23 protein-coding genes and 1 pseudogene are annotated in these 22,817 nt (G+C 71.2%); 13 read left to right on the top strand and 11 right to left on the bottom strand.

Features of this window, described 5'->3' with window-relative positions; genetic code table 11:
* Positions 1–21: 21 nt before the first annotated feature.
* Complete coding sequence (locus tag ACZ418_RS04000; protein WP_468356515.1) at positions 22–1,095, bottom strand: sialidase family protein; 1,074 nt, start codon at positions 1,093–1,095, stop codon at positions 22–24.
* Between the two features lie 139 nt (positions 1,096–1,234).
* On the opposite strand from ACZ418_RS04000, the gene ACZ418_RS03995 reads away from it, so the two are divergent.
* Positions 1,235–1,837, top strand: coding sequence for a hypothetical protein (locus tag ACZ418_RS03995; protein WP_468356512.1), 603 nt, complete (start codon positions 1,235–1,237; stop codon positions 1,835–1,837).
* A 71-nt stretch (positions 1,838–1,908) separates the two neighbouring features.
* The gene (locus ACZ418_RS03990; protein ID WP_468356509.1) at positions 1,909–3,177 is read left to right on the top strand and encodes an MFS transporter; all 1,269 of its coding nucleotides are present in this window, start codon (positions 1,909–1,911) and stop codon (positions 3,175–3,177) included.
* Here the strand turns inward: ACZ418_RS03990 and ACZ418_RS03985 are convergent, their stop codons facing one another.
* Positions 3,178–3,411, bottom strand: a complete 234-nt coding sequence (locus ACZ418_RS03985) for a hypothetical protein (RefSeq protein WP_468356506.1) — start codon at positions 3,409–3,411, stop codon at positions 3,178–3,180. It lies immediately after the preceding gene.
* Positions 3,412–3,468: 57 nt separating this feature from the next.
* Between ACZ418_RS03985 and map the strand changes: the two genes are divergently transcribed.
* The gene (map, locus tag ACZ418_RS03980) at positions 3,469–4,326 is read left to right on the top strand and encodes a type I methionyl aminopeptidase (protein WP_468356503.1); all 858 of its coding nucleotides are present in this window, start codon (positions 3,469–3,471) and stop codon (positions 4,324–4,326) included.
* Between the two features lie 104 nt (positions 4,327–4,430).
* A complete protein-coding gene (locus ACZ418_RS03975) occupies positions 4,431–5,081 on the top strand; it encodes a biliverdin-producing heme oxygenase (RefSeq protein ID WP_468356500.1) in 651 nt (216 codons plus the stop codon).
* A 13-nt stretch (positions 5,082–5,094) separates the two neighbouring features.
* On the opposite strand, the gene ACZ418_RS03970 is transcribed toward ACZ418_RS03975, so the two are convergent.
* The gene (locus ACZ418_RS03970; RefSeq protein ID WP_468356497.1) at positions 5,095–5,739 is read right to left on the bottom strand and encodes a PhzF family phenazine biosynthesis protein; all 645 of its coding nucleotides are present in this window, start codon (positions 5,737–5,739) and stop codon (positions 5,095–5,097) included.
* A 166-nt stretch (positions 5,740–5,905) separates the two neighbouring features.
* Here ACZ418_RS03970 and efeO point away from each other — a divergent pair, with 166 nt between their 5' ends.
* The 4 genes from efeO to ACZ418_RS03950 are packed head-to-tail and all read left to right on the top strand — an operon-like array spanning position 5,906 to position 10,138.
* The gene (gene efeO / locus ACZ418_RS03965; RefSeq protein ID WP_468356494.1) at positions 5,906–7,042 is read left to right on the top strand and encodes an iron uptake system protein EfeO; all 1,137 of its coding nucleotides are present in this window, start codon (positions 5,906–5,908) and stop codon (positions 7,040–7,042) included.
* 2 nt (positions 7,043–7,044) lie between these two features.
* Complete coding sequence (efeB, locus tag ACZ418_RS03960) at positions 7,045–8,310, top strand: iron uptake transporter deferrochelatase/peroxidase subunit (protein ID WP_468356491.1); 1,266 nt, start codon at positions 7,045–7,047, stop codon at positions 8,308–8,310.
* Positions 8,311–8,313: 3 nt separating this feature from the next.
* A complete protein-coding gene (gene efeU, locus ACZ418_RS03955; protein ID WP_468356488.1) occupies positions 8,314–9,186 on the top strand; it encodes an iron uptake transporter permease EfeU in 873 nt (290 codons plus the stop codon).
* Positions 9,146–10,138, top strand: a complete 993-nt coding sequence (locus tag ACZ418_RS03950; RefSeq protein WP_468356485.1) for an SCO2278 family lipoprotein — start codon at positions 9,146–9,148, stop codon at positions 10,136–10,138. The genes efeU and ACZ418_RS03950 overlap by 41 nt, the downstream gene beginning before the upstream one ends.
* 17 nt (positions 10,139–10,155) lie before the next feature.
* On the opposite strand, the gene ACZ418_RS03945 is transcribed toward ACZ418_RS03950, so the two are convergent.
* The 4 genes from ACZ418_RS03945 to ACZ418_RS03930 all read right to left on the bottom strand — a co-directional run bounded on the left by ACZ418_RS03945 (position 10,156) and on the right by ACZ418_RS03930 (position 14,467).
* Positions 10,156–10,884 (bottom strand): bifunctional DNA primase/polymerase, encoded by a 729-nt coding sequence (locus ACZ418_RS03945; RefSeq protein ID WP_468356482.1) that lies wholly within the window; start codon positions 10,882–10,884, stop codon positions 10,156–10,158.
* A 113-nt stretch (positions 10,885–10,997) separates the two neighbouring features.
* Positions 10,998–11,987 carry a small ribosomal subunit Rsm22 family protein gene (locus ACZ418_RS03940; RefSeq protein WP_468356479.1) on the bottom strand — a complete coding sequence of 330 codons (990 nt, stop codon included), beginning with the start codon at positions 11,985–11,987 and terminating at the stop codon, positions 10,998–11,000.
* A 54-nt stretch (positions 11,988–12,041) separates the two neighbouring features.
* Entirely contained in the window at positions 12,042–13,223 is a 1,182-nt protein-coding gene (locus tag ACZ418_RS03935; protein WP_468356476.1) for a serine hydrolase domain-containing protein, read from the bottom strand.
* The gene (locus tag ACZ418_RS03930) at positions 13,163–14,467 is read right to left on the bottom strand and encodes a multidrug effflux MFS transporter (RefSeq protein ID WP_468356473.1); all 1,305 of its coding nucleotides are present in this window, start codon (positions 14,465–14,467) and stop codon (positions 13,163–13,165) included. Before ACZ418_RS03930 ends, ACZ418_RS03935 begins: the two co-directional genes overlap by 61 nt.
* A 71-nt stretch (positions 14,468–14,538) precedes the next feature.
* On the opposite strand from ACZ418_RS03930, the pseudogene ACZ418_RS03925 reads away from it, so the two are divergent.
* Together ACZ418_RS03925 and ACZ418_RS03920 are read left to right on the top strand one after the other, a co-directional pair.
* A pseudogene (locus ACZ418_RS03925) lies at positions 14,539–15,469 on the top strand (Gfo/Idh/MocA family protein).
* A 97-nt stretch (positions 15,470–15,566) separates the two neighbouring features.
* Positions 15,567–16,325: an SDR family oxidoreductase gene (locus ACZ418_RS03920; protein ID WP_468356470.1), complete on the top strand. Its 759-nt coding sequence runs from the start codon at positions 15,567–15,569 to the stop codon at positions 16,323–16,325.
* Between the two features lie 220 nt (positions 16,326–16,545).
* Here ACZ418_RS03920 and ACZ418_RS03915 read toward each other — a convergent pair whose 3' ends face one another.
* The 3 genes from ACZ418_RS03915 to ACZ418_RS03905 form a co-directional block, all read right to left on the bottom strand.
* Positions 16,546–17,823 (bottom strand): D-alanyl-D-alanine carboxypeptidase family protein, encoded by a 1,278-nt coding sequence (locus ACZ418_RS03915; protein ID WP_468356467.1) that lies wholly within the window; start codon positions 17,821–17,823, stop codon positions 16,546–16,548.
* A gap of 277 nt (positions 17,824–18,100) precedes the next feature.
* Positions 18,101–19,090 carry an aldo/keto reductase gene (locus ACZ418_RS03910; RefSeq protein ID WP_468356464.1) on the bottom strand — a complete coding sequence of 330 codons (990 nt, stop codon included), beginning with the start codon at positions 19,088–19,090 and terminating at the stop codon, positions 18,101–18,103.
* Between the two features lie 52 nt (positions 19,091–19,142).
* Entirely contained in the window at positions 19,143–19,469 is a 327-nt protein-coding gene (locus tag ACZ418_RS03905) for a nuclear transport factor 2 family protein (protein WP_468356461.1), read from the bottom strand.
* Positions 19,470–19,600: 131 nt separating this feature from the next.
* Between ACZ418_RS03905 and ACZ418_RS03900 the strand changes: the two genes are divergently transcribed.
* The 3 genes from ACZ418_RS03900 (at position 19,601) to ACZ418_RS03890 (ending at position 22,314) form a co-directional block, all read left to right on the top strand.
* Positions 19,601–20,146, top strand: a complete 546-nt coding sequence (locus tag ACZ418_RS03900; protein WP_468356458.1) for a DoxX family membrane protein — start codon at positions 19,601–19,603, stop codon at positions 20,144–20,146.
* 71 nt (positions 20,147–20,217) lie between these two features.
* Positions 20,218–20,571: a MazG-like family protein gene (locus tag ACZ418_RS03895; protein WP_468356455.1), complete on the top strand. Its 354-nt coding sequence runs from the start codon at positions 20,218–20,220 to the stop codon at positions 20,569–20,571.
* Positions 20,572–21,024: 453 nt separating this feature from the next.
* Positions 21,025–22,314: an ATP-grasp domain-containing protein gene (locus ACZ418_RS03890; RefSeq protein WP_468356452.1), complete on the top strand. Its 1,290-nt coding sequence runs from the start codon at positions 21,025–21,027 to the stop codon at positions 22,312–22,314.
* On the opposite strand, the gene ACZ418_RS03885 is transcribed toward ACZ418_RS03890, so the two are convergent.
* Positions 22,315–22,749, bottom strand: a complete 435-nt coding sequence (locus ACZ418_RS03885; protein ID WP_468356449.1) for an adenylyltransferase/cytidyltransferase family protein — start codon at positions 22,747–22,749, stop codon at positions 22,315–22,317.
* Between the last annotated feature and the right edge of the window lie 68 nt (positions 22,750–22,817).

Raw genomic sequence — 22,817 nt, 5'->3', positions numbered from 1 at the left:
TCCGTGGCACTTGCGGCACGCTCAAGAGAGGCGGCGCACGGGCACCCGGCGGAAGGTGATGGTCTCGTAGGCGCTGAAGTCGCCGGTCTCGTAGAGGAGTCCCACCGTGTCCCGGTCGACGCGGACCAGGTCGGAGTAGGCGGCGGGCAGCCCGTCGACGGTGCACGCCGTGCGCCAGGTGGTGCCGCCGTCGGCGGAGGCGTGGATCGTCATCAGGGCGCGGAAGGCGGGGTCGGCCGGGCCGGAGTAGAGGAGCAGGTCCGGGTCGCGGAGCTGGAGGACGGATGCCTCGCAGACGGGTGCGGCCAGCCCGGCCTGCGGCCGGAACGGCTTGACCAGGGTCATCCCGCCGTCCGTCGAGTGGGCGTCGGCGCGGTTGCCGGGGGAAGGGCTGTCGTTGCGGGTGTTGAAGTAGACGCGGCCGTCGGGGAGTTCGGCGGCGGTGGTCTCGTTGACGTTGATGTACCCGTCGGTGTTCTCATCGAGGTACCCGAGGTACCAGGACTCCCCCCGGTCGTCGCTGAGCAGGCAGTGGCCGCTGTTGTACTGCGGTTCGGCGCCTGTGTCGGTGCCGGTGGGCGGCAGGGTGTGGTTGGCGGGGACGAGGATGCGGCCGGTGCTCAGCTGGAGGGCGTGGCCGGGGGTGGTGGCGTACCAGCGCCAGCCGGGCTTCTTCACCTGCGCGGTGATCTCCCTGGGCGCGGACCAGGTCACCCCGTCGTCGTCGCTGTGCTGCACCCAGATCCGCCGACCGTCGGCGTCCGGCACCTGCCCGCGCAGGATGGCGGCCTCGGTGGCGGTGGCGGCGGCCCGGATGTGCACGAGCAGGACGCGGCCGGTGTCGAGGACGACGGGGGCGGGGTTTCCGGCGAGGCCGTCGCCGTTGCGCGCGGCGACCTGGAGCGGGCCCCAGGTGCGGCCGCCGTCCGTGGACCGCTTGAGCACGATGTCGATGTGCCCGTGGTCGGCGGCGGAGTCGACGCGGCCCTCGCAGAAGGCGAGGAGGGTACGGGCACCGGTGGCCACGACCGCCGGGATCCGGAAACTGGCGTAACCCTCGTGTCCGGCACGGAAGGGGACGGTGACCTCGGTCATCGGGCGGCTCCTCGGGAGGGGACGGGGACCGGTTCGTGTGGGGACCTGTTCGCTCGGTGACCGGTGAATGTCCCCGTTGTGGGCGAATTCCGGGTGAACTCCGCGTCACGAGTGACCGGTTGCGGCAGGATGCGGGCGCATGGACGCCGTACGGGTCGCGCTGCTGCGGGAAGTGCTCGCCGGGACCGAGTGGCTGGGGGCCACCCGGAGATTCGCGGGGGTGCTGCGCGGGTCGGTGGTGGCGCACGGGGGCGGGCTGCTGCTGGTGGGCACGCCGGAGTACGAGCCGTGGCATCTGGCGGCGCATCTGGTGGACGAGGCCGCGTGGTCCGGGACGCCCGAGCTGGCGCCGACCCTGGTACGGCATCACGCGCGCCCCTCCGACCCGGCCCATCTGGCCGTGGGGCCGGGCCGGATCGAGGCGGCGCGGCGGGGTGAGACCCTGCTGGTCGTGGCTCCCTCGGAGCCCGCGCCGCTCCTTGAGCGGGTGCACGACGCCCGCCGGGCCGGGGTCACCGTGCTGGCCCTCGGCCCGTGCGCCGGTGACCTCACGGCGCTGGCCCATGACACGCTGGCCGTACCGGAGGGTGCGGAGCTGGACCTGGACACCGTCCAGCACCTGGTCAGCGCGGCGGCCGGCGAGAACGGGGGCGGGGTCTCTCCGAGGGTTCGGCGGAGCTTCCGGGACCGTCTGTCGAGGCTGGCGGAGATCCTGACGGCCCCGCCACCCGCCCCTTGGTGACCTTGCTCGGCCGACCGTGCCGTCGGGGAAAAACAGTTGCCCGGTGATCCCGGCCCGCAGAACATGCCTCAGTGACCCGCGCCCTCCTCCCCGACCTCTCCCCCTGGAAGGCCTCCGCGGACTTCCGCCGCCTCTGGAAGTCGGGCCTGATCAGCAACTTCGGCAGCTTCCTGACCTTCGTCGCGCTGCCGGTCCAGCTGAAGGACCTGACGGAGTCGACCGCAGCGGTGGGCGCGATCGGGGCCGTAGAGCTGCTGCCGCTCATCATCTGCGGACTGTACGGCGGTGCCCTCGCCGACGCGCTCGACAAGCGGAAGCTCATCGTGTGGACGGAGGCCGGGCAGGGCCTGCTCAGCGCAGCCCTGCTGGTCAACGCGCTGCTCCCGCACCCGGTGGTCTGGCCGCTGTACGCCGTCGCCGCCCTCTCCTCCGCCCTGGTCTCCGTCCAGCGCCCGGCCCTCGACTCCCTGTGGCCCCGGATCGTCGCCCACGCCGATTTGCCCGCCGCGGCCTCGCTGAACTCCCTGCGCTGGACCGTCGGCGGTGTCGCCGGACCGGCCCTCGCCGGCGTGGTCGTCGCCTACGCGGGCCTCGGCTGGGCGTACGCCGCCGATCTGCTGACCTTCGCCGTCTCGCTGGCGTACATCGTCCGGATCGCCCCCTCCCCCGCCTCCCACGAGGCGTCGAAGCCCTCGTTGCACGCCATCCTGGAAGGCGCCCGCTACGCCTGGAGCCGTAAGGAACTCCTGGGCACCTACGTCGTCGACCTCGCGGCGATGTTCCTGGCCATGCCGCTCGCGGTACTGCCGTTCCTCGCCGACGAGCTGCACGCCGACTGGGCGCTCGGACTGATGTACGCCACCGTCCCGGCCGGAGCGATGCTGGTGAGCCTGACCAGCGGCTGGGCCTCCCGGATCCACCGGCACGGCCTGATGGTGGTGCTGTCGGCCACGGGCTGGGGCCTCGCGGTCGCGGCGGCCGGTATCTGCGGGAACGTGTGGCTGGTGCTCCTGTTCCTGACCGTCGGCGGCGGCTTCGACATGGTCAGCGGGATCTTCCGGTCAGCCATGTGGAACCAGACGATCCCGGACGAGCTGCGCGGCCGGCTCGCCGGGATCGAGCTGCTGTCCTACTCGGTCGGCCCGCAGCTCGGCCAGGTCCGGGCGGGCGGCCTGGCCGCCTGGGCGGGCGTACGGACCTCCGTCGTCTCCGGCGGGCTGGCGTGCGCGGGCGCCATGGGACTGCTCGCGCTGTGCCTTCCGGGGCTCATGACGTACGACGCCCGCACCAACGAGCACGCGGTGCGGATGCGCGAGCAGCGCACGGCCGTAGAAGCCTGATCAGTCCTCCTCGCCGCTCCCACCGGCCGGCGCGTCGTGCCAGCGCGGGTCGTTCTCCCACTGGAGGTTGCGCTCCGCGGCCGTCTCCATGGCGTGCCGGGCCTCCTCCGGGGAGGCGTACGGCCCGAAGCGGTCCTTGCCCGGGCACTCCGGGCCCTCCTCGACCTTCTTGTGCTCCAGGCAGTAGTACCACTCGCCCGGCTTGCCGACGGTGCGCTTCTTGAACAGGGGCATGGACAGCTCCTCTCGCCAACGACATGATCCCCCAACTCGGCTCGATAGACTCGCTGCATGTCTGGCCAGTCGCTGCTCGTACCGGGGGAGCTGTCCCCCACCCGTTCGGTCCCCGGAAACATCCGCCGCCCCGAGTACGTCGGCAAGCCCGCGCCGGCGCCGTACACCGGTCCTGAGGTGCAGAGCCCGGAGATCATCGAGGCGATGCGGATCGCCGGCCGTATCGCCGCGCAGGCGATGGAGGAGGCCGCGAAGATCATCGCGCCGGGGGTCACCACGGACCAGCTGGACAAGGTCGCCCACGAGTACATGTGCGACCACGGCGCCTACCCGTCCACGCTCGGCTACCGCGGCTTCCCGAAGTCCCTGTGCACGTCGATCAACGAGGTCATCTGCCACGGCATCCCGGACTCGACGGTCCTCAGGGACGGGGACATCGTCAACCTGGACGTGACGGCGTACATCGGCGGGGTGCACGGCGACAACAACGCCACCTACCTGGTCGGGGACGTGGACGAGGAGTCCCGGCTGCTGGTGGAGCGGACCCGGGAGTCCCTGAACCGCGCGATCAAGGCGGTCCGGCCGGGCCGGCAGATCAATGTCATCGGCCGGGTCATCGAGTCCTACGCCAAGCGCTTCGGCTACGGAGTCGTCCGTGACTTCACCGGCCACGGCATCAACTCCTCCTTCCACTCGGGCCTGATCATCCCGCACTACGACAGCCCGCACGCGACGACGGTGATGCAGCCGGGCATGACGTTCACGATCGAGCCGATGCTGACGCTGGGCACCCATGAGTACGACATGTGGGACGACGGCTGGACGGTCGTGACGAAGGACCGCAGGCGGACGGCCCAGTTCGAGCACACGCTGGTGGTGACGGAGACCGGCGCGGACATCCTGACCCTGCCGTAACGCCGCGCTCGCTTCCGCCACGACCGCACGGCCCGCCCTCTGCGAGGGCGGGCTTTCTCTTGTAGTCTTTTACCGACAGGATGTCGGCAAGATGGGACGGCCTCATGGACTCCTCCTTCTCGACCCTCATCCGCACCGCGTCCCATGAGGCACACGTGGAGGCGGAGACGTCGTCGTTCATGAGCGACCTGCTCGGCGGCCGGCTGGGCGTGACCGCCTATGCGCGCTACACCGAGCAGCTGTGGTTCGTGTACGAGGCGCTGGAGAACGGCGCCGGGCGGCTGGCGGCGGACCGGGTGGCGGGGCCGTTCGTCCGGCCGGAGCTGTTCCGGCTGGCCGCGCTGGAGCGGGACCTGGCGCATCTGCGCGGGCCGGGATGGCGGGCGAGCCTGAGCGCTCTGCCCGCCACGCGGGAGTACGCGGCCCGGGTCCGCGAGTGCGCCGAGCGCTGGCCCGGCGGCTATGTCGCCCACCACTACACCCGCTATCTGGGCGACCTGTCCGGCGGTCAGATCATCCGCGACCGGGCGGAGAAGACCTGGGGCTTCGCGAAGAAGGGCGACGGCGTCCGCTTCTACGTCTTCGAGGGCGTCTCCAACCCGGCGGCCTTCAAGCGGAGTTACCGCGCACTGCTGGACGCCGTGGACGTGGACGAGCTGGAGAAGCAGCGGGTCGTCGGGGAGTGCAAGCGGGCTTTCGCCCTGAACACGGCGGTGTTCCGGGCGCTGGGTGCGGAGTTCCCGCTGAGCGCCTAGCGCTCCGGGGCGGCTAACGCTCCAGGAACACCCGGCCCCCGACCTCCACCCACCCCTCCGGCTGGGGCGCGGTCAGGATCTGGGAGCCCTTGCCCTGGGTGATGTTGAGGGCGCGGCCCAGTTGATCGGTGAGGAGGAGGGCCGCCGCGCCGGTGGCCTCGTCCTCGTCGATGCCGTCGTTCCGGCCGGGGAAGGCGCGGGCGCGGATCCGGCCGGCCGCCTCGTCCTCCCAGGCCCAGGCGTAGATCCAGTCGCCGGGGGCCGGGATCTGCAGGGCGTCGACCTCGGCGGCGCTGCCGTACTGCCGCAGGGTGCGTGGCGGCGCCCACTCCGCGCGGGCCTCGATCCAGCTGAACTCTCCGTCCAGCCGGGCGCCGACGATCCCGGCGGGCGTGACGAGTTCGGGCACGTCGAGCAGCCAGGCAGTGCCGACGCAGGGGTGACCGGCGAAGGGCAGCCGCAGAGTGGGCGTGTAGATGTCGATCACGCCGCGCTCGGGGTCGTCCACGAACACGGTCTCGCTGAAGCCGAGTTTGGCCGCCAGCTCCTGCCGGTCGCTCCGCTCGGGCAGTACCGAGCCGTCGCGGACGACACCGAGCTCGTTGCCGTAGCCGCCGTTCGGTCCACAGAAGACGCGGAGTACGTCGTAGTCAGTCACGGGGGCATTGAAACATCGCGACGGTCAGCCCGTGGTCGGTGGTGGCGACCGGCGCACGGGTGGCGCTGACCTTTGAGATCTGGATCACGACCCCGGAGGGTATGAGCGAGGTAAGACTCAGGTAAGTTAGGGCAGCCTCACCAAACCAGATCTGCCTGGAGTCCGCATGCGAGCCGTCCGACTGACCGTCACCGCCGCCACCACGGTGGCCGCCCTGACCGCCCTCACGGCCTGCACCGCGAAGAGCGACGCCAAGGACGGCGACGCCATCCAGGTCACCGCGGCCGACTCCACGTGCGACACCTCGGCGAAGTCGGTCCCGGCCGGCCAGGTCACGCTGAAGATCGAGAACAAGGGCGCCAAGGCCACCGAGGTCGAGATCCTGTTCACGGACGACCGGATCGTCTCCGAGAAGGAGAACATCGGGCCGGGCACCAGGTACACACTGACCGCCGAGGTGAAGGCGGGGTCGTACGAGATCGCCTGCCGCCCGGGCATGAAGGGCCACGGCGTCCGCCAGAAGCTCACCGTGACCGGCGCGGGCACGACCGCCAAGCGGGACCCGAAGCTGGACGCGGCCGTCGCCGAGTACCGGCAGTACGCCCAGGACCAGGCCGACGAGACGCTGCCGCGGGTCGAGACCTTCGCCAAGGCGGTCAAGGCCGGCGACCTGGACGCCGCGAAGCAGGCCTACGGCCTCTCCCGCCTCGGCTGGGAGCGCACCGAGCCGGTCGCCGAGTCCTTCGGTGACATCGACCCGAAGGTCGACGTCCGCGAGGACGGCCTGGAGGACGGCCAGAAGTGGACCGGCTGGCACCGGCTGGAGAAGGCCCTCTGGCAGGACAAGAAGATCGGCGCCGAGGAGAAGGCGCTCGCCGGCCGGCTGGTGACCGACCTGAAGGACTGGCAGGAGCGGGTCGGCAAGGCCGAGATCACCCCGACCTCCATGGCCAACGGCGCCAAGGAGCTGCTGGACGAGGTCGCCACCGGCAAGGTCACCGGCGAGGAGGACCGCTACGCCCACACCGACCTGGTCGACTTCAAGGGCAACGTCGAGGGCGCCCAGAAGGCGTACGAGCTGCTGAAGCCGGTCGCCACGAAGAACGACCCGGCGCTGACCGAGGAGCTGGACAAGCAGTTCACCGCGCTGAACGGCCTGCTGGACAAGTACCGCTCGGGCAGGGCCCCGTACGACTTCGTCTCCTACGCCAAGGTCACCGAGGACCAGCGCAAGGAGCTGTCGGACGCGGTGAACGCGCTCGCCGAGCCGCTGTCCAAGCTCGCCGCCGCGGTGGTGAGGTAGCCATGACCGAGCAGCACACCAGCGGCGCCAACCCGTCGCGCCGCGCACTGATCGGCTGGGGCGGTGCCGGGCTCGCGCTCGGCGCCGCCGCGGCCGGCGGGGCCGTGGCGATGACCACGACCGGCAACGACCTGGACCCGGCCGCCGCCGAAGCGGGCGGCGCGGTGGAGTTCCACGGCGCCCACCAGGCGGGCATCGCCACCCCGGTGCAGGACCGGCTGCACTTCGCCGCGTTCGACGTGAAGACCGACGACCGCGAAGAGTTCGTCCGGATGCTGAAGGAGTGGACGGCGGCGGCCCGGCGGATGACCGCCGGAAAGCCGGTCGGCGAGGGCGCCTTCGACGGGCTCGCCGAGGCCCCGCCGGACGACACCGGTGAGGCGATGGGGCTGAAGCCGTCCCGTCTGACGCTGACCATCGGCTTCGGGCCGTCGCTCTTCGACAGGTTCGGGCTCAAGGACCGGCGGCCCGAGGCCCTGGTCGACCTGCCCAAGTTCCCCGGCGACAACCTGGAGAAGGCCCGCACCGGCGGCGACCTGTGCATCCAGGCCTGCGCCGACGACCCTCAGGTCGCCGTGCACGCCATCCGCAACCTCGCCCGCATCGGCTTCGGCAAGGTCGCCGTGCGCTGGTCCCAGCTCGGCTTCGGCAAGACCTCCTCGACCACCCCGGACGCGCAGACCCCGCGCAACCTCTTCGGGTTCAAGGACGGCACCCGCAACATCGCGGGCACCGAGACCGACCGGCTGAAGAAGTTCGTGTGGGTCGGCGACGGGGATGCCGGCGGCAAGGACGCCTGGATGACCGGCGGGTCGTACCTCGTCGCCCGGCGCATCCGCATGAACATCGAGACCTGGGACCGGACTTCGCTCCAGGAGCAGGAGGACGTGTTCGGGCGGGACAAGCGCGAGGGCGCCCCGGTCGGCAGGGCCGAGGAGCATGACGCGCCGTTCCTGAAGGCGATGAAGCCGACCGCGCATGTCCGGCTCGCACACCCGGACGCCAACGCCGGGATCACCATCCTGCGCCGGGGCTACTCCTTCACCGACGGCACCGACGGCCTCGGCCGCCTCGACGCCGGCCTGTTCTTCCTGGCCTACCAGCGGGACGTGCGCAAGGGCTTCATCCCGCTGCAGCGCAGGCTGTCGGCGCACGACGCCCTCAACGAGTACATCCAGCACGTGGGTTCGGCGGTCTTCGCGATACCGCCCGGCGTCCGGGACTCCGGCGACTGGTGGGGCCGCACGCTGTTCGCCAAGGAGGCGTAGCCCGTGTTCTCCAACTACCTGATCGGCCTGCGCGAGGGACTGGAGGCGTCGCTCGTCGTCTGCATCCTGATCGCCTACCTCGTCAAGACCGGCCGCCGGGACGCCCTGAAGCCGATCTGGATCGGCATCGGCATCGCGATCTCCATCGCGATGGGCTTCGGCTGCGCCCTCGAATTCGGCTCCCAGGAGCTGACGTTCGAGGCGCAGGAGGCGCTCGGCGGCTCCCTCTCCGTCGTCGCCGTCGGCCTGGTGACCTGGATGGTGTTCTGGATGCGGCGCACCGCCCGGCACCTGAGGTCGGAGCTGCACGGCAAGCTGGACGCGGCGCTCGCCATGGGTACCGGCGCGCTGGTCGCCACGGCATTCCTGGCCGTCGGCCGGGAGGGCCTGGAGACCGCGCTGTTCGTATGGGCCTCGGTGCACGCGGCGTCCGACGGCACCCCGCGCCCGCTGATCGGCGTGGCGCTGGGCCTCGCCACGGCCGTCCTCCTCGGCTGGCTGTTCTACCGGGGTGCCCTGAGGATCAACCTGGCGAAGTTCTTCACCTGGACCGGCGGCATGCTGGTCGTGGTCGCGGCGGGCGTCCTCGCCTACGGCTTCCACGACCTGCAGGAGGCGAACTGGCTGCCCGGCCTGACCAGCCTGGCCTTCGACATCAGCGACACCGTCCCACCGGACAGCTGGTACGGCACCCTGCTGAAGGGCGTGTTCAACTTCCAGCCCGACCCGACCGTCCTCCAGATCACGGTGTGGCTGCTGTACCTGATCCCGACGCTCGCGATCTTCCTCGCCCCGGTAGGGTTCGCCTCCGGAAAGGCGAAGGTGAAGGGACCCGATGAGCAGGGATCGCAGCCCGCGCAGGCTCCGCAGGCGTGACCGGAACGCACTCATAGCGGCCTCGCTGACCGCTTTGTCGCTGACGGCGAGCGGATGCGTGGTGGTTCACGGGGAGCGTGAGGTGCTCCCCGCCGCCACCCGCGCCGAGGCCGCCAAGGCGCTCACCGCGTTCACGGCCGCGTACAACAAGGCCGACAAGGCCTACGACAACTCCCTGGACGCGCCCTACCTCACCGGCCCGTTCGGCGACATCACCGCCGCGCGGCTGAAGGCCGGGCGCGCCAACAGCCCCTCCGGCAACCCGAACCACGTGCCGCTGAAGCTGTCGGACGTGAAGGTCACGATCCCCAAGAAGGCCGGCTGGCCGCGCTGGTTCGTCGCCGACGCCCAGGGCAACAAGACCGGCACGGCGCGCTGGCTGATGGTGTTCACCCGGGGAGACCTGGGCGAACGCTGGCGGGTGGCGTACATCACCCTGGTGGCGCCCGCCGCCGTACCGGAGTTCAAGACGGACAAGGACGGCTGGGCCGAGGCGGTACCGGCCGGCTCCGCACAGCTCGCCGTCGCGCCCGGGAAACTGGGCCAGGAGTACACGACGTACCTGAAGAAGGGCGGCCAGACCTTCGCCGCCGGCAGGTACACCAGCGTCGAGCGCGCCGACCGGGCCAAGCGGGCCCGTAAGCCGGGCCTGGTCACCCAGTTCATCGACGCGCCGCTGACGAACGGCGGCTACGCGCCGGTGGCGCTGCGCACGGCGGACGGCGGGGCGCTGGTGTTCTTCACCACGCACCACTACGAGAAGCAGACCGCCGCCACGGGTACGACGGTGCCGCCCCAGGGCAAGGACGTCCAGGCCCTGACCAAGGGCGAGGTGAAACAGTCCCTGACGCTGGAGTTCATGTCGGCAGAGGTGGCCCTGGACCCGGCGGGCAGCGGCAAGGTGTCGGTGCTGGGGCGGGTGCCGGGGCTTACCTCGGCACAGGGCGAGTAAAGCGCCCCGCCCGGCGCCTAATGCCGCAGTGGCCAGGCCGCACCCTGATGGTCAGCCCCCGCGTACCGCGCACACGCATCGGTGAGCGCCTCCAACAGGCTCAACGGATCCGGCAGCGCATGCTCCGGCCCCCGCACCCAGCGCACCTGCTGATCGTCACCGGGGAGCCGGGCGGGCGGTACGAGCACATACGACCCCCGGCAGTGCCAGCGCAGCCCCGGGTGCTCGTCCATGGTCTCGGGGTGGCAGTCCAGCTCGCAGGGCCACCACTCGTCCTCGTCCTCGGGGGTGCCGCGGGTGAGGGTGAAGAACAGCATGCGGCCGTCGTCGCTCTCGGCGACGGGTCCCACCTCGACGCCGGAGGAGAGCAGCCGGTCCAGGGCCTCCCGCCCGGCTGCCAAGGGGACGTCCAGGACGTCGTGGACCATTCCGGTCGCGGTGATGAAGTTGGCCTGCGGCTGGTGCCGGGACCAGCGTTCGATCTGCGCGCGGTCGGTGGTGGACTGCGTCTGCCAGGCGAACGACACCGGGTGCCGGGCCGGGGTGGGACAGCCGACGCGGTCGCAGGAACAGCGGTAGCCGGGGGCGGGGTGTGCGGCGGGGGCGAGCGGCAGGCCCGCCGCGGCGGCGGCGAGCAGCACGGCCTCACGGCCCCCGTCGTCGGCGGCCTCCTTCGGGCGGCGTCCGCGCAGCCACTGGGAGAGTTTGCCCTGCCGGCCTGACCGGCCGCCGAACGTCGCGCTCATCTATCCCCTCAGTCTGGTCGTCGCCTCGCTGGTGTGCGGACAGTGTGCCTTATCGTCCCATCTTCGTGCGCTTGGGGGTGTCTGGGGTGGGCGACGGCGACAAGCCGCGGCGGCTACGCGGACGGCTCCTCTGGGGAGTCCTCCGGCGGCCACGAATCTCCCCACTCGGCGTCCCGGGCCGCCTTGTACAGGGGGCCATGGCGTTTGGTGACCGTCGTACGGGCCAGCCGTTCGCCGGCCTCGCACAGGTCCAGGAGCACCTGGCCCTTGCGGATCTGCGGTCGCCGGATCACCCGGGAGGGAGCCGGCGCGGCGGCCAGGCGGGTGGCCACGACGTACGAGAACTTCTCGTCCTCGTACGGCAGGGTGCCGCCCTTGACCTGGCGGTGCAGCGAGGAGCGGCTGACCCGGGCGGAGAAGTGGCACCAGTCCCGGCCGGGCTCGATGGGGCAGGCGGCGCTGTGCGGGCAGGGGGCGACGATGTGCAGTCCGGCGCGGATCAGACGGTCGCGGGCCTCGATGACGCGGGCGTAGCCGGCCGGGGTGCCGGCCTCCACGATCACCACGGCCTGCGCGGCGGCCGCGGCGGCGTCGACGAGGGCGGCGCGGTCGGGCTCGGAGAGTTCGTTGAGGACGTACGACACCGTGACGAGGTCGGTGTCGTCCAGGGTGAGGTCGGCGCCGATCCGGGCGCGCTGCCAGCGGGCGCCGCGCAGGGCCGGGTTGGCGGCGGCGATCTCCCGGCCGAGGGCGAGGGCGGGCTCGGCCCAGTCCAGCACGGTCACGCTGCGCTCGCCGGGCCAGGTCGCGGTGACGGCCCAGGTCGCGGCGCCGGTGCCGCCGCCTACGTCGACATGGCTGCCGGGTGTCCAGTCGGGGACGGTCTGTGCGAACGCCTCCAGCGCCGAGTGGACCGCTTCGAAGGTGGCGGGCATGCGGTAGGCGGCGTAGGCGGCCACGTCGGCACGGTCGCGCAGGATCGGGGCGTGCGTGGGGGTGTCGCCCCGGTAGTGGGCGATCAGCCGTTCCACCGCTCCGGCGGCCTGGGTGGGCGGGAGTCCGTCGAGAAGCTCCGCGAGGGTGCTACGGAGGGTGTCGTTCACCTGGCGATTGTATGGCTGGGCGCCCACCCGGAACCGTCGGCTGGAGGGCCGGACTCAGATCACCGCCCTCGCCAGCCGTGTCGCCAGTCTCGCCCTCGGCCCGCTGTCCGCCGGCCTGCGCCGCGGGTGCACCGTGTTGGCCAGCAGGATCAGGAACGTGTCCGTCCTCGGGTCGAGGACGAGCGACGTACCCGTGAAGCCCGTGTGCCCCGCCGCCCCGTGCCCCGCGAGTTCGCCCATGAACCACGGCTGGTCCATGGCGAAGCCCAGCCCCGGCGGGGTGAGCAGGAGCTCGACGAAGTCGGGGCCGAGGATGCGGGCGGGGCCGTAGGAGCCGCCGGCGAGCAGGGTGCGGCAGAAGACGGCCAGGTCGCGGGCGGTGGAGAAGAGCCCGGCGTGCCCGGCCACGCCGCCCAGCGCCCAGGCGTTCTCGTCGTGCACCACGCCCCGCAGCATTCCCCGGTCCGCCTTGGCCCAGGGCCGCCGCTGGTCCTCGGTGGCGGCCGCGCCGGGGCAGGGCCCGAAGCTGGTCGTCGTCATGCCGAGCGGCCGGGTGATTCCGTCCTGGACGAGGACGTCGAGGGTCCGGCCGGTGATGCGCTCCAGCACGGACTGGAGCAGGAGCATGTTCAGGTCCGAGTACAGATGGCGTCCCGGCTCACCCGTCGGGGCCTCGGCGCGCAGCAGGGCCAGCCGGCTCGCGTCGTCGGGGCAGTCGTACAGCGGCAGCTCGGGGCGCAGCCCGGAGGTGTGGGTGAGCAGTTGCCGCACGGTGATGCCGTGCACGGCCGCGGCGTGGAAGTCGGGCAGGTAGTCGCCGACCCGGGCGTCCATGCCGAGGGTGCCGCGCTCGATCTGCTGCACGGCGGCGACGGAGGTGAACAGCTTGGTGAGGGAGGCCAGGTCGAAGGGCGTGTCGACGGTGGCCGGGACCCGGGCGGCGGGCGGCAGTTCGACACCGGTGTCGGTCTCGGGGTCGTAGCCGGAGTAGCGGACGGCCCAGCCCGCGGCCTCGGCCACGGCGATCACGGGTCCGCGTCCGGCCAGCACGACGGCGCCGGCCGCCCAGGGGCGGTCTCCGGCGGTGAGGGCGTGCACCTCGCCGACCAGGTGCCCGAGTTCCACCGGGTCGAGCCCGGCCCGTTCCGGCGTGTCGGCGCGCAGTCTCGGTGCGCTCAGTTCTCGTCTCCCTCCGACCCCGCACGTGTGTTCCCACGTGTGTTCCAGGGACGGCACATTCCCACGAAGCAGGCCGCCGCGACCAGTGCTCCCACCAGTTGGACCATCGCCATGGGTACGGCGGTGTGCTCTCCGGCGACGCCGACGAGCGGTGAGGCGACCGCTCCGACGAGGAAGGAGGAGGTGCCGAGCAGGGCGGAGGCGGAGCCGGCGGCGTGCCGGGTGCGCAGCAGGGCGAGGGACTGGGCGTTGGGAAGGGTGATGCCCATGGCGGACATGAGGACGAAGAGCGCGGCGGCGATCGGCGGCAGACCGACCTGGCCGAGGGCGCCGGTGGACATCAGCAGCAGGGCGGTCGCGGCGAGCACGATCACCGCGAGGCCGTAGGCCAGCACCTTCTCCAGGGCGACCCGGCCGACCAGCAGCTTGCCGTTGACCTGCCCGGCGATCACCAGGCCGACCGAGTTGAGGCCGAACAGCAGGCTGAAGGTCTGCGGGGAGGCGCCGTAGATCTCCTGGACGACGTAGGGGGAGGCGGATATGTACGCGAACAGCGCGGCGAAGGCGAAGCCGCCGGTCAGCATGTAGCCGGTGAAGGGCAGGTCGGCGAGCAGGCCGCGCATCGCGCGCAGGGCCGCCCCGACTCCCCCGTCGTGCCGTTCCTCCGGCGGCAGGGTCTCCGGCAGCCGCAGCCGGACGAGCGCGGCCAGCACGACGCCGACCGCCGTCAGGACGACGAACACGCCCCGCCAGTCGGTCACCCGCAGGATCTGCCCGCCGATCAGCGGCGCCACGATCGGCGCGACCCCGGAGACCAGCATCAGGGTGGAGAAGAAGCGGGCCATGGCATCGCCGTCGTACAGGTCGCGTACGACGGCCCGGGCGATCACGATGCCGGCGGCGCCCGCGAGGCCCTGGGCCAGCCGGAGGGCGACCAGCGTCTCGACGTTCGGGGCGAGGGCGCACAGGGCCGTGGCGAGGAGGTAGACGGCGAGGCCGGCGAGCAGCGGACGGCGGCGGCCCCAGCGGTCGCTCATCGGGCCGACGACCAGCTGCCCGAGTGCCATGCCCAGCAGGCAGGCGGTGAGGGTGAGCTGGACGGTGGCGGCGGGCGCGCGCAGGGACTCGGTGACCTCCGGCAGGGACGGGAGGTACATGTCCATCGCGAGCGGGGGTGTCGCGGTGAGGCCGCCGAGGACGAGCGTGACGAGCAGGCCGGTGCGGCGGTTGGCGGCGGACGGCCGAGCAGGAACGGACGTGGGCTGCGCCTCAGGTGCCGATGGCGCCGTGTGCTCGCGCATCCGTCCCCTCCCTTCGGTGAAGCGACCGCCTGACGAAAGCGACCGGCACCTATGCTCTCAGCTCGTACACACTGCCGGGGCACACAGGACCGATGAGTGGGGCGATGGTGGAGCAGAAGGTGCGCCACGGCGACTGGGAGTCGCTGGCGGCGGACCCGGACATCGATGTCGTGTACGTCGCCACTCCGCACTCGGCGCACCGCGTGGCGGCCGGGCTGTGCCTGGAGGCGGGGCGGAGCGTGCTGTGCGAGAAGCCGTTCACGCTGAACCTGCGCAGGACGGAGGAACTCGTCGCGCTGGCGCGGGAGCGCGACCACCGCTTGCTGATGGAGGCGATGTGGATGTACTGCAATCCGCTGGTCAGGCGGCTGAAGGCACTGGTGGACGACGGGGCGATCGGCGAGGTCCGCACGGTGCAGGCCGACTTCGGTCTTGCCGGTCGTCGTGCCGGAGGCGCGCCATAAGACACAGCCCGCCGGCCACCGGCTGCGGGATCCGGCGCTGGGCGGCGGGGCGCTGCTGGACCTGGGCGTGTACCCCGTGTCGTTCGCGCAGTTGCTGCTGGGCGAGCCGGACGTGGTGGCGGGGAGCGCGCTGCTGTCGCCGGAGGGCGTCGACCTCCAGACGGGCGCGGTGCTGTCCTGGGCGAGCGGGGCGATGGCCGCGCTGCACTGCTCGATCGTCGGCGGTACGGGCGGCACGGCGTCGGTGACCGGTTCGCGCGGCCGGATCGACGTCCCGTCCGGCTTCTTCCACCCGGAGCGGTTCGTGCTGCGCCGCGACGGCCGCGATCCGGAGGAGTTCGCCGCCGACCTTGCCGACGGGCCGCGCACCACCCTGCGGCACGAGGCGATCGAGGTCATGCGGGCGCTGCGGGCGGGTGAGAAGGAGTCGCCGCTGGTGCCGCTGGAGGGTTCACTGGCGGTGATGCGGACCCTGGACGCGGTGCGGGAGCGGATCGGGGTGCGGTATCCGGGAGACGCGGTCGCGGTGACGGTGTGAACCGGTATCCCGGGCAGGCGGTGGCCGCCGCCGTCGGGCAACCGTATGGCGGACATGGCATTCCGCATGGCGGACCTGCCGCCTACGCTGCGGTGCCATGACTGAAAGGCAATCGAAGATCGCGGTGGTGACCGGCGCCGGCTCCGGCATCGGGCGGGCCGTCGCCGTGGAACTGCTGCGGGCCGGCTGGTCGGTGGCGCTGGCCGGCCGGCGCACCGAGCCGCTGGAGGCGACGGCGGCGCTGGTGCCGGAGGGCGCCTCCCTCGCCGTACGCACCGACGTGTCCCGGCCCGAGGACGTGGACGCGCTGTTCGCGGCGACGGCGGACCGGTTCGGCCGGGTGGACCTGCTGTTCAACAACGCGGGGACCTTCGGGCCGGGCGGGGTGCCGGTCGAGGAGCTGTCGTACGACGCCTGGCGGCACGTGGTGGACACCAATCTCAACGGGGCGTTCCTGTGCGCCCAGGCGGCCTACCGCCGGATGAAGGAGCAGGAGCCGCAGGGCGGCCGGATCATCAACAACGGCTCCGTCTCGGCCCACACGCCCCGCCCGCTCTCGGTGGCCTACACCGCGACCAAGCACGCCCTGACCGGCCTCACCAAGTCGCTGTCGCTGGACGGGCGGCCGTACCGCATCGCCGTCGGGCAGATCGACATCGGCAACGCGGCGACCGACATGACGGCCCGGATGGAGACCGGTGCGCTGCAGGCGAACGGTGAGGTGGTCCCGGAGCCGGTGATGGACGTGGCCGACGTGGCGCGGACCGTGCGGCACATGGCCGACCTGCCGCTGGAGGCGAACGTGCAGTTCGCGACGGTGCTGGCCACGGCGATGCCGTACATCGGGCGGGGTTGACCCCCATACCACAAACGGAATTCGAACATCCGCGGTATTGCGGCCCGTCGGGCCGGTATGCTCAACTTTCCTTCACGAGAGCTTCACAGTTGAAGCACGATGGTTCCGCAGCCACCACCGAGGGGGGAGGCGACGGCCGTTCCACCGGGCCGGAGTTGGGGGTGGACCTCGCGACGGGACGCGAGGTGCACGCCGGTCGGTGGAACGGCCGTCGCACTGTTCAGCGCCGGTGCCGGCCGCCGGGCTCCGTGCCCCCGTCAGCCCCGTCGGACCGCTCGGCCTCCTCGGGCCGCTGCGCCGCCTCGGCCCTCGCGGCCGCCGCGACCGCCCTGCGCCGCCGCTTGACCACCAGCGCCCCTGCCGCCGCCAGCAGCAGCGCCGTACCTCCCGCGCCCTCCACGAGCCGGCCGGTGGACGGTCCGCCGGAGCCCGGGTCCGGCGCGCCGGCCGCCGCCTGCGCGGCCTCCTCCGAAGGCGCCGGACTCGCCTTCGCCCCGCCCTCGCTGAGCGGATCGACCAGCGTGCCCACCGCCCGCGCCGAACGCCCGCGGCCGAAGCCCCAGTCGAGCAGCGCGGCGGTCTGCTCGTAGACGGCGTTGCTGCCGGTGGCCGGATGCATCACGGTGACCAGCAGGGTGCGTCCGCCCCGGGTGGCCGCGCCGGTGAAGGTATTGCCGGCATGGCTGGTGTAGCCGTTCTTGACGCCGATCAGGCCGTCGTACGTCTTCAGGCCCCACGCCCCGGTCAGCAGGCGGTCGGTGTTCTGGATCTGGAACGTCTTCTTGCCGCCCGCCGGGAAGTCGGCGGTCCGCGTGCCGCAGTAGCCGCGGAAGTCGGCGTCCTTCAGGCCGTGGCGGGCGAACAGCGTGAGGTCGTACGCAGAGGAGATCTGGCCCGGGTGGTCGAAGCCGTCGGGGCTGACCACATGGGTGTCCAGGGCCTGCAGGTCCTCGGCCTTCGCCTGCATCTCGGCGACGGTCTTGGCGATGCCGCCGTTCATGTGGGCGAGCACATGCACGGCGTCGTTGCCGGAGCGCAGGAACACGCCCTGCCACAACTGCTCGACGGTGTAGGTGATGCCGGGCTTGATGCCGACCAGGCTGGAGCCGAGCGGGACGTCGGCGACATCGGAGTCCTTGACGGTGTACCGCTGGGTACGGTCGAACTTCTTCAGCACGGTGTCCGCGAACAGCATCTTCAGCGTGGACGCGGGCGCGAGCCGCCGGTGCGCGTTGTACGAGGCGAGGACCTCGCCGCTCGCGCAGTCGGCGATCAGCCAGGAACGGGCGGTGAGCTTCTCGGGCAGCCCGGAGGCACCGCGCACCTGGACGCCGGTACGGGCCAGTTGCTCGCCGCCGATCACCGTCGCGGCGGACGCCGGGGTGGTCGCGGACAGGGGAAGGGCGGCGGCCGTCAGTCCGAGGACGGCACGCCGGCTGAGCCGGGAACATTCGCGCACCCGGGGACGGTACACCGCGCCCAGCAGCGACTTCCGCATCGCGGGTCCGTCATCGCCGTGGAATTTGCCACCTTATGAAAATCCGATGAGGTACCCGGCTTTCTCAGCCCTTGCGCACCCTTTGCCCAGGGCGGCTCAAAGGTTCCTCCCCAGCTTGTGGCAGCGCCCACAGCGGGCGCCAAGAACCTCGAGGAACGGGATGTTCGGCATCTATCTCAAGCGCGAGCTGAGCCGCCGCAAGAAGGCCTCTCTGGTCATCGCGGTGGGTCTGGCGCTCGGTATCGACGGCTCCTGAAACCAGCTGGGGCGGGGTCGCTCACCTGCCGAGGATCCGGTCGATCTCGGCCAGCTGCCCGGCGGTGAGCGGCCCCTTCCCGATCGCCCCCGCGTTCGCCTCGGCCTGCGCGACCGACCGGAAGCCGGGGATGGGCACGGTGTGCGGACTGCGGGCCCAGATCCAGGCCAGGGCGCCCTGGGCGAGGGTGCGGCCGCCGCTGGTGAGGACGTCCCGCAGGGCGTCGATCCGGGTCAGCCAGCTTTCGTCGGCCCCGGAGCCGTCACCGTCGTACCCCTGCATCCAGGCCGGCGGGCGGCTCCGGATGTCCCCGGCCTCCAGCGATCCGCTCCGCCTCCCGGCCAGCAACCCCATGGCCAGCGGGCTGCGGTTGATGCTCGCAAGCCCCATCCGCTCACACAGGTCGAGGAGTTGCGGCGCGTCCTGGAGGACATTGAGGGCGTGCTGTACGGCCGTGCAGTGCGGCCCCTCGGCGAAGACGGCGGCGCGGTCGGGGTCGTCGGTGCTCCAGGCGTAGGCGCGGATGAGCCCTTCCCCGACCAACTCCTCGCACATATCACGGAGTTCGGCGCCCCGCACCGGGTCGGCGTCGGACAGATGGAACTGGTACAGATCGATGTGATCGGTGCCGAGACGGCGCAGGGAGGCGGTGAGGGCGCGCCGGGCGTGCTCCGGGGTGTCGTCGCTGCCGGTGAGGGTGCGGGTGTCCGGGTCGAAGACGTTGCCCCACTTGGTGGCGATCACGACGTCGTCGCGCCGCTTGCCGAGGGCACGGCCGAGGACTTCCTCGCTGTGCCCGGTGCCGTAGACGTCGGCGGTGTCGAAGAAGGTGACACCGAGATCGAGCGCACGGCGTACCGCCCGCACGGACTCCTCGTCGTCCACCTTCCCCCAGCCGAGCGGCTGTCCGTCGGCGGACTGCCACTCCCCGCCGATGGCCCAGCAGCCGAAGCCGAGCGGGCTGACGTCGATACTGCTGCGCCCCAGAGTCCTCTTCGCGCTGTTCGTCATGCCCAAGGACGCTAGGAGTTGAAGCGCACGCGAAGGCAAGCCCCGGGAGCTGTTATGCCTGCCCGGTCTCGAACCGCGAGATCCGCCCGTCGTCCTCCACGGTAAAGATCCACTTGGTACGCATCTCGCCCCAGGTGTCGTTGCGGTAGCGGGCGATCAGGGCCCGGCCGCCGGAGGACTCGTTGTCGACCTCCATGTGGCCGTGGGACGAGAAGATCTCCTGGTCGATCCACTCGGCGAGGTCACGGTCGGAGCCGTCGTCGGACATGGTGGCGCCGGGGGCGAGCAGCGCCATGAAGCCTTCCCTGTCGTGCGAGTTGACGGCGTTCACGAAGGCCCGGACTGCTGGGTCGCTGAGCTTGGCTGGCTGAATCGTCATGGCGCCAGAGTCACACCGGCACCCTGGTCCCGCCACCCGAACGCCATCCACGGCGGGCCGACGGGTGTCGGACCTGCGACGGTGGAAACACGAGCCTCTGCGCCTCTGCGCCTCTCCGCTTGGGAGTCACCGTGAGCTGTTTCGACCGACGTGATCTGGGCCTGCTGCTGCTCCGGCTGGGGACCGGCGGGGTGCTGGCCGCGCACGGCACGCAGAAGCTGTTCGGCTGGTTCGGTGGTCACGGTCTGGAGGGCACCGGCCAGTTCATGGAGTCCGTCGGCTATGCACCCGGCAAGGCGAGCGCCACGGCGGCGGGCCTCGCGGAAGCCGGCGGCGGCGCCCTCCTCGCCCTGGGCCTCGCGACGCCGGCGGCGGGTGCGGCGGCGGCCGGGGCGATGGCCGGGGCGGCGACGGTCCACATGCCCAACGGCTTCTTCGCCCAGGAGGGCGGCTACGAGTACGCCGCGAGCCTGGGCCTGGCGGCAGCCGGCCTGGCTGTGACGGGCCCCGGCCGCCTCTCCCTCGACCACGCCCTCGGCCACGTCTTCGACCGGGGCTGGATGGTGCCGGTGGCCCTCGGCGTCACGGCGGCGGCGACGGCACTGGTGATCGGCGCACGCAACCAGCGGGTACGGGCGAAGGCGGAGGGGGAGCAGGAGGTGCTGTTCGAGGAGTAGCCGTAGGGCGCGGTGCCGGGGACAGGGTGGCCGGTACGGCGCGGTCCCGGGGGCATGGGAAGCTGCCCGGCATGACCGATCAGGACACCACCGGCACCGCCGCCGCCCTCTGGCCGACGATCGACGAACTCTGGTCCCGCCTGGAGGCCACCCGCACCCACCCCGGCACCGAGGGCCTCCTCCTCCGCGTCCTCAAACTCTCGGAGGAGGTCGGCGAGGTGGCCGAGGCGATCATCGGCACGACCGGCCAGAACCCCCGCAAGGGGGTTACCCACACGTGGGAGGACGTCCAGGCGGAACTGTGCGACGTGGTGATCACGGCGCTGGTGGCCCTGCGGACGCTGACGCCTGAGGCACGGGAGGTGTTCGAGGGGCATCTGTCGAGGGTGAGTGCACGTCCCCTTCGGCCGGGCGACTCCGCCTGATCCAGGCCCGACGGAGGCTTCGTCGAAGGAAGGCGACGCACGAAGTTCAGAAGCAGTGCGCAGAACGCCAAGTGCCCCGACCGACGCCGGTCGGCTCGGAGGACGGCGCCCAAGACGCAGGCATCCCAGGTGCGGACCAGCAACACGGCACGAACCACAGCCAGTTGGCGCAACCTCGCCCGCGGCGCCCCGCGGCGCCCCCTCGCCCTGCTCGGCCCCACGTGATCACGAAACGGACCTCAGTCGACTATGCCGAGCCCCGGGCACACCCTAGAGGAACTTCCTCCAGGCGGCCACCGATTGTTGCGGAGCTGAGCGCGGTCACTCGTACGTATTCCCTGTCCCGTAGTCGCCGCATAATGTTCGGCCCGGCCGGACAGTCGGCCAGGAGCGGTAATCGGCGTTTTGCAGAGGCCCATCGGCAAAATCGGAGACGGAGAGGTGACTGGCCCGGTGACCTTGTGTGTATTGTTCAGCGAGGGGGCCATTTCGCCCCGCGAGCTGCTCATCGCGCTGGAAAATTACGATCCCATCGTCTTTGCCATCGGCAATGACGCCTATGCACGTTCTTACATGCCGCTGATCGCAACGGCAGGCACCGTGGTCGAGTTGACCGGCGATGCGACGGTCGACGCGACGCGATTGAAAGCCGCCGGAGTCACCGGCATCGTCACCTACAGCGAGGGTGGCATTCCCGTCTGCGCCTCACTCACCGAGCGGCTGGGCCTTCCCGGGCATGACGTGGCCACTGCCACGGCTCTCACCGACAAACACACCCAACGCGCACTGCTGTCGGCCGCAGGTGCGGGCGGCGTGGACAGTCGGCTGATCACGGGCACCGAGGACTGGGACGCGGCTGTCCACGAGATCGGGCTGCCCCTGGTGGTCAAACCCCGGTGCGGCGAGCGGAGCAGGAACGCTCGGCCGGTGCGCGACGCGGACGAGGGACGCGCACTCGTCGCGCGACTGCTGGACCGGGCCACCGCCGGCCATGAGAAGGATCTGGTCGCCGAGCAGTACCTGGTCGGGCTGCCCACGCACCCGTACGGGGACTACGTGTCCGTCGAGTCGGTCTCTTCCGAGGGCATCATCCGGCACATCGGCGTGACCGGCAAGTTCCCCCTGTCGCCGCCGTTCCGTGAGATGGGCCACTTCTGTCCCGCGCCGTTCGCCCCGGATCTGCTCGACCAGGTCGAGGAGTTGGTCGGAACCGCGCTGCGCGCTCTCGGGGTCCGGCACGGCATCACTCACACAGAGGTGAAGTTGACCGCACAAGGACCTCGGATCATAGAGGTGAACGGTCGGCTCGGAGGATTCATGGCCGCCCTTTACCGGCGTTCCCAGGGCCTTGACCTCATACAGGTCGCCGCCGATCTGGCACTAGGGCGACCGGGAATTCCAGAAGGCAAGCCGGGCGGCCTGACGCACTTTCAATACACCACGCGAGCTCCCCTGGACGCACGCCGCCTTGTTTCCGTATCCGGCCGTGACGTTCTTCTGGGCCACCCGATGATCGACGCTTATCAGCTGTACGTGATACCCGGTGCTCCGCTGGACCCGGACATGACCTATCTGGACTGCGTCTCGGGCTCGGCCGGCTCACCCGCGGAGATGATGCGCGACATCGACGAGTGCCTCGCCCTGCTGACCTACGAGTTCGAGATGCCCGACGGGCCCCTGCACATCAACGGGGCCGCCCTCCGTACCGCCACTGCACCCGCGAGAGGAGCACATGAATCGTGATCACCGTGCCGTTCGGCACCGGGTGATCAGGTCTGTGGTGGAAATTCCCTGCGTGTAGGCGACCAGCCGCAGCTTACCGACGGCGGACACCTCGCCAAAGATTTCCTCGACGACCTCGGGCTTGATGTCGTCGCCGTGCACCACCAACGCTATGTCGTGTCGGTCCAGGAAATCCTTAGTGACCCGATATGGCGCGTTCGGCAGCACCTCATCGACATAGCGGCACGCTTCGATCACCGCGATTCGCTCGGCGAGACTCATGATGGGACGACGCTTGTACGAGGCCACCACCTCGTCGGAGAGCACGCCGACCATGAGGTAGTCACCAAATTCACGAGCCTCTTTGAGAAGCGACACATGCCCGGAGTGAAAGAGGTCTCCCACCATGTCCACGTAGACACGTTTCTGGTTGCTCATACCGGCGCGGTCTGTCATGGTCGATGCCACCTCGCAAGCTCAACGGAACTCAGCCATCGCCGCCAGTATTGTCCGTGGACTCACTC

The organism is Streptomyces sp. NPDC030820, assembly GCF_055572075.1.
Note: the sequence above shows the minus strand (reverse complement) of the source record. Positions and strands in the feature narration are given on the sequence as shown.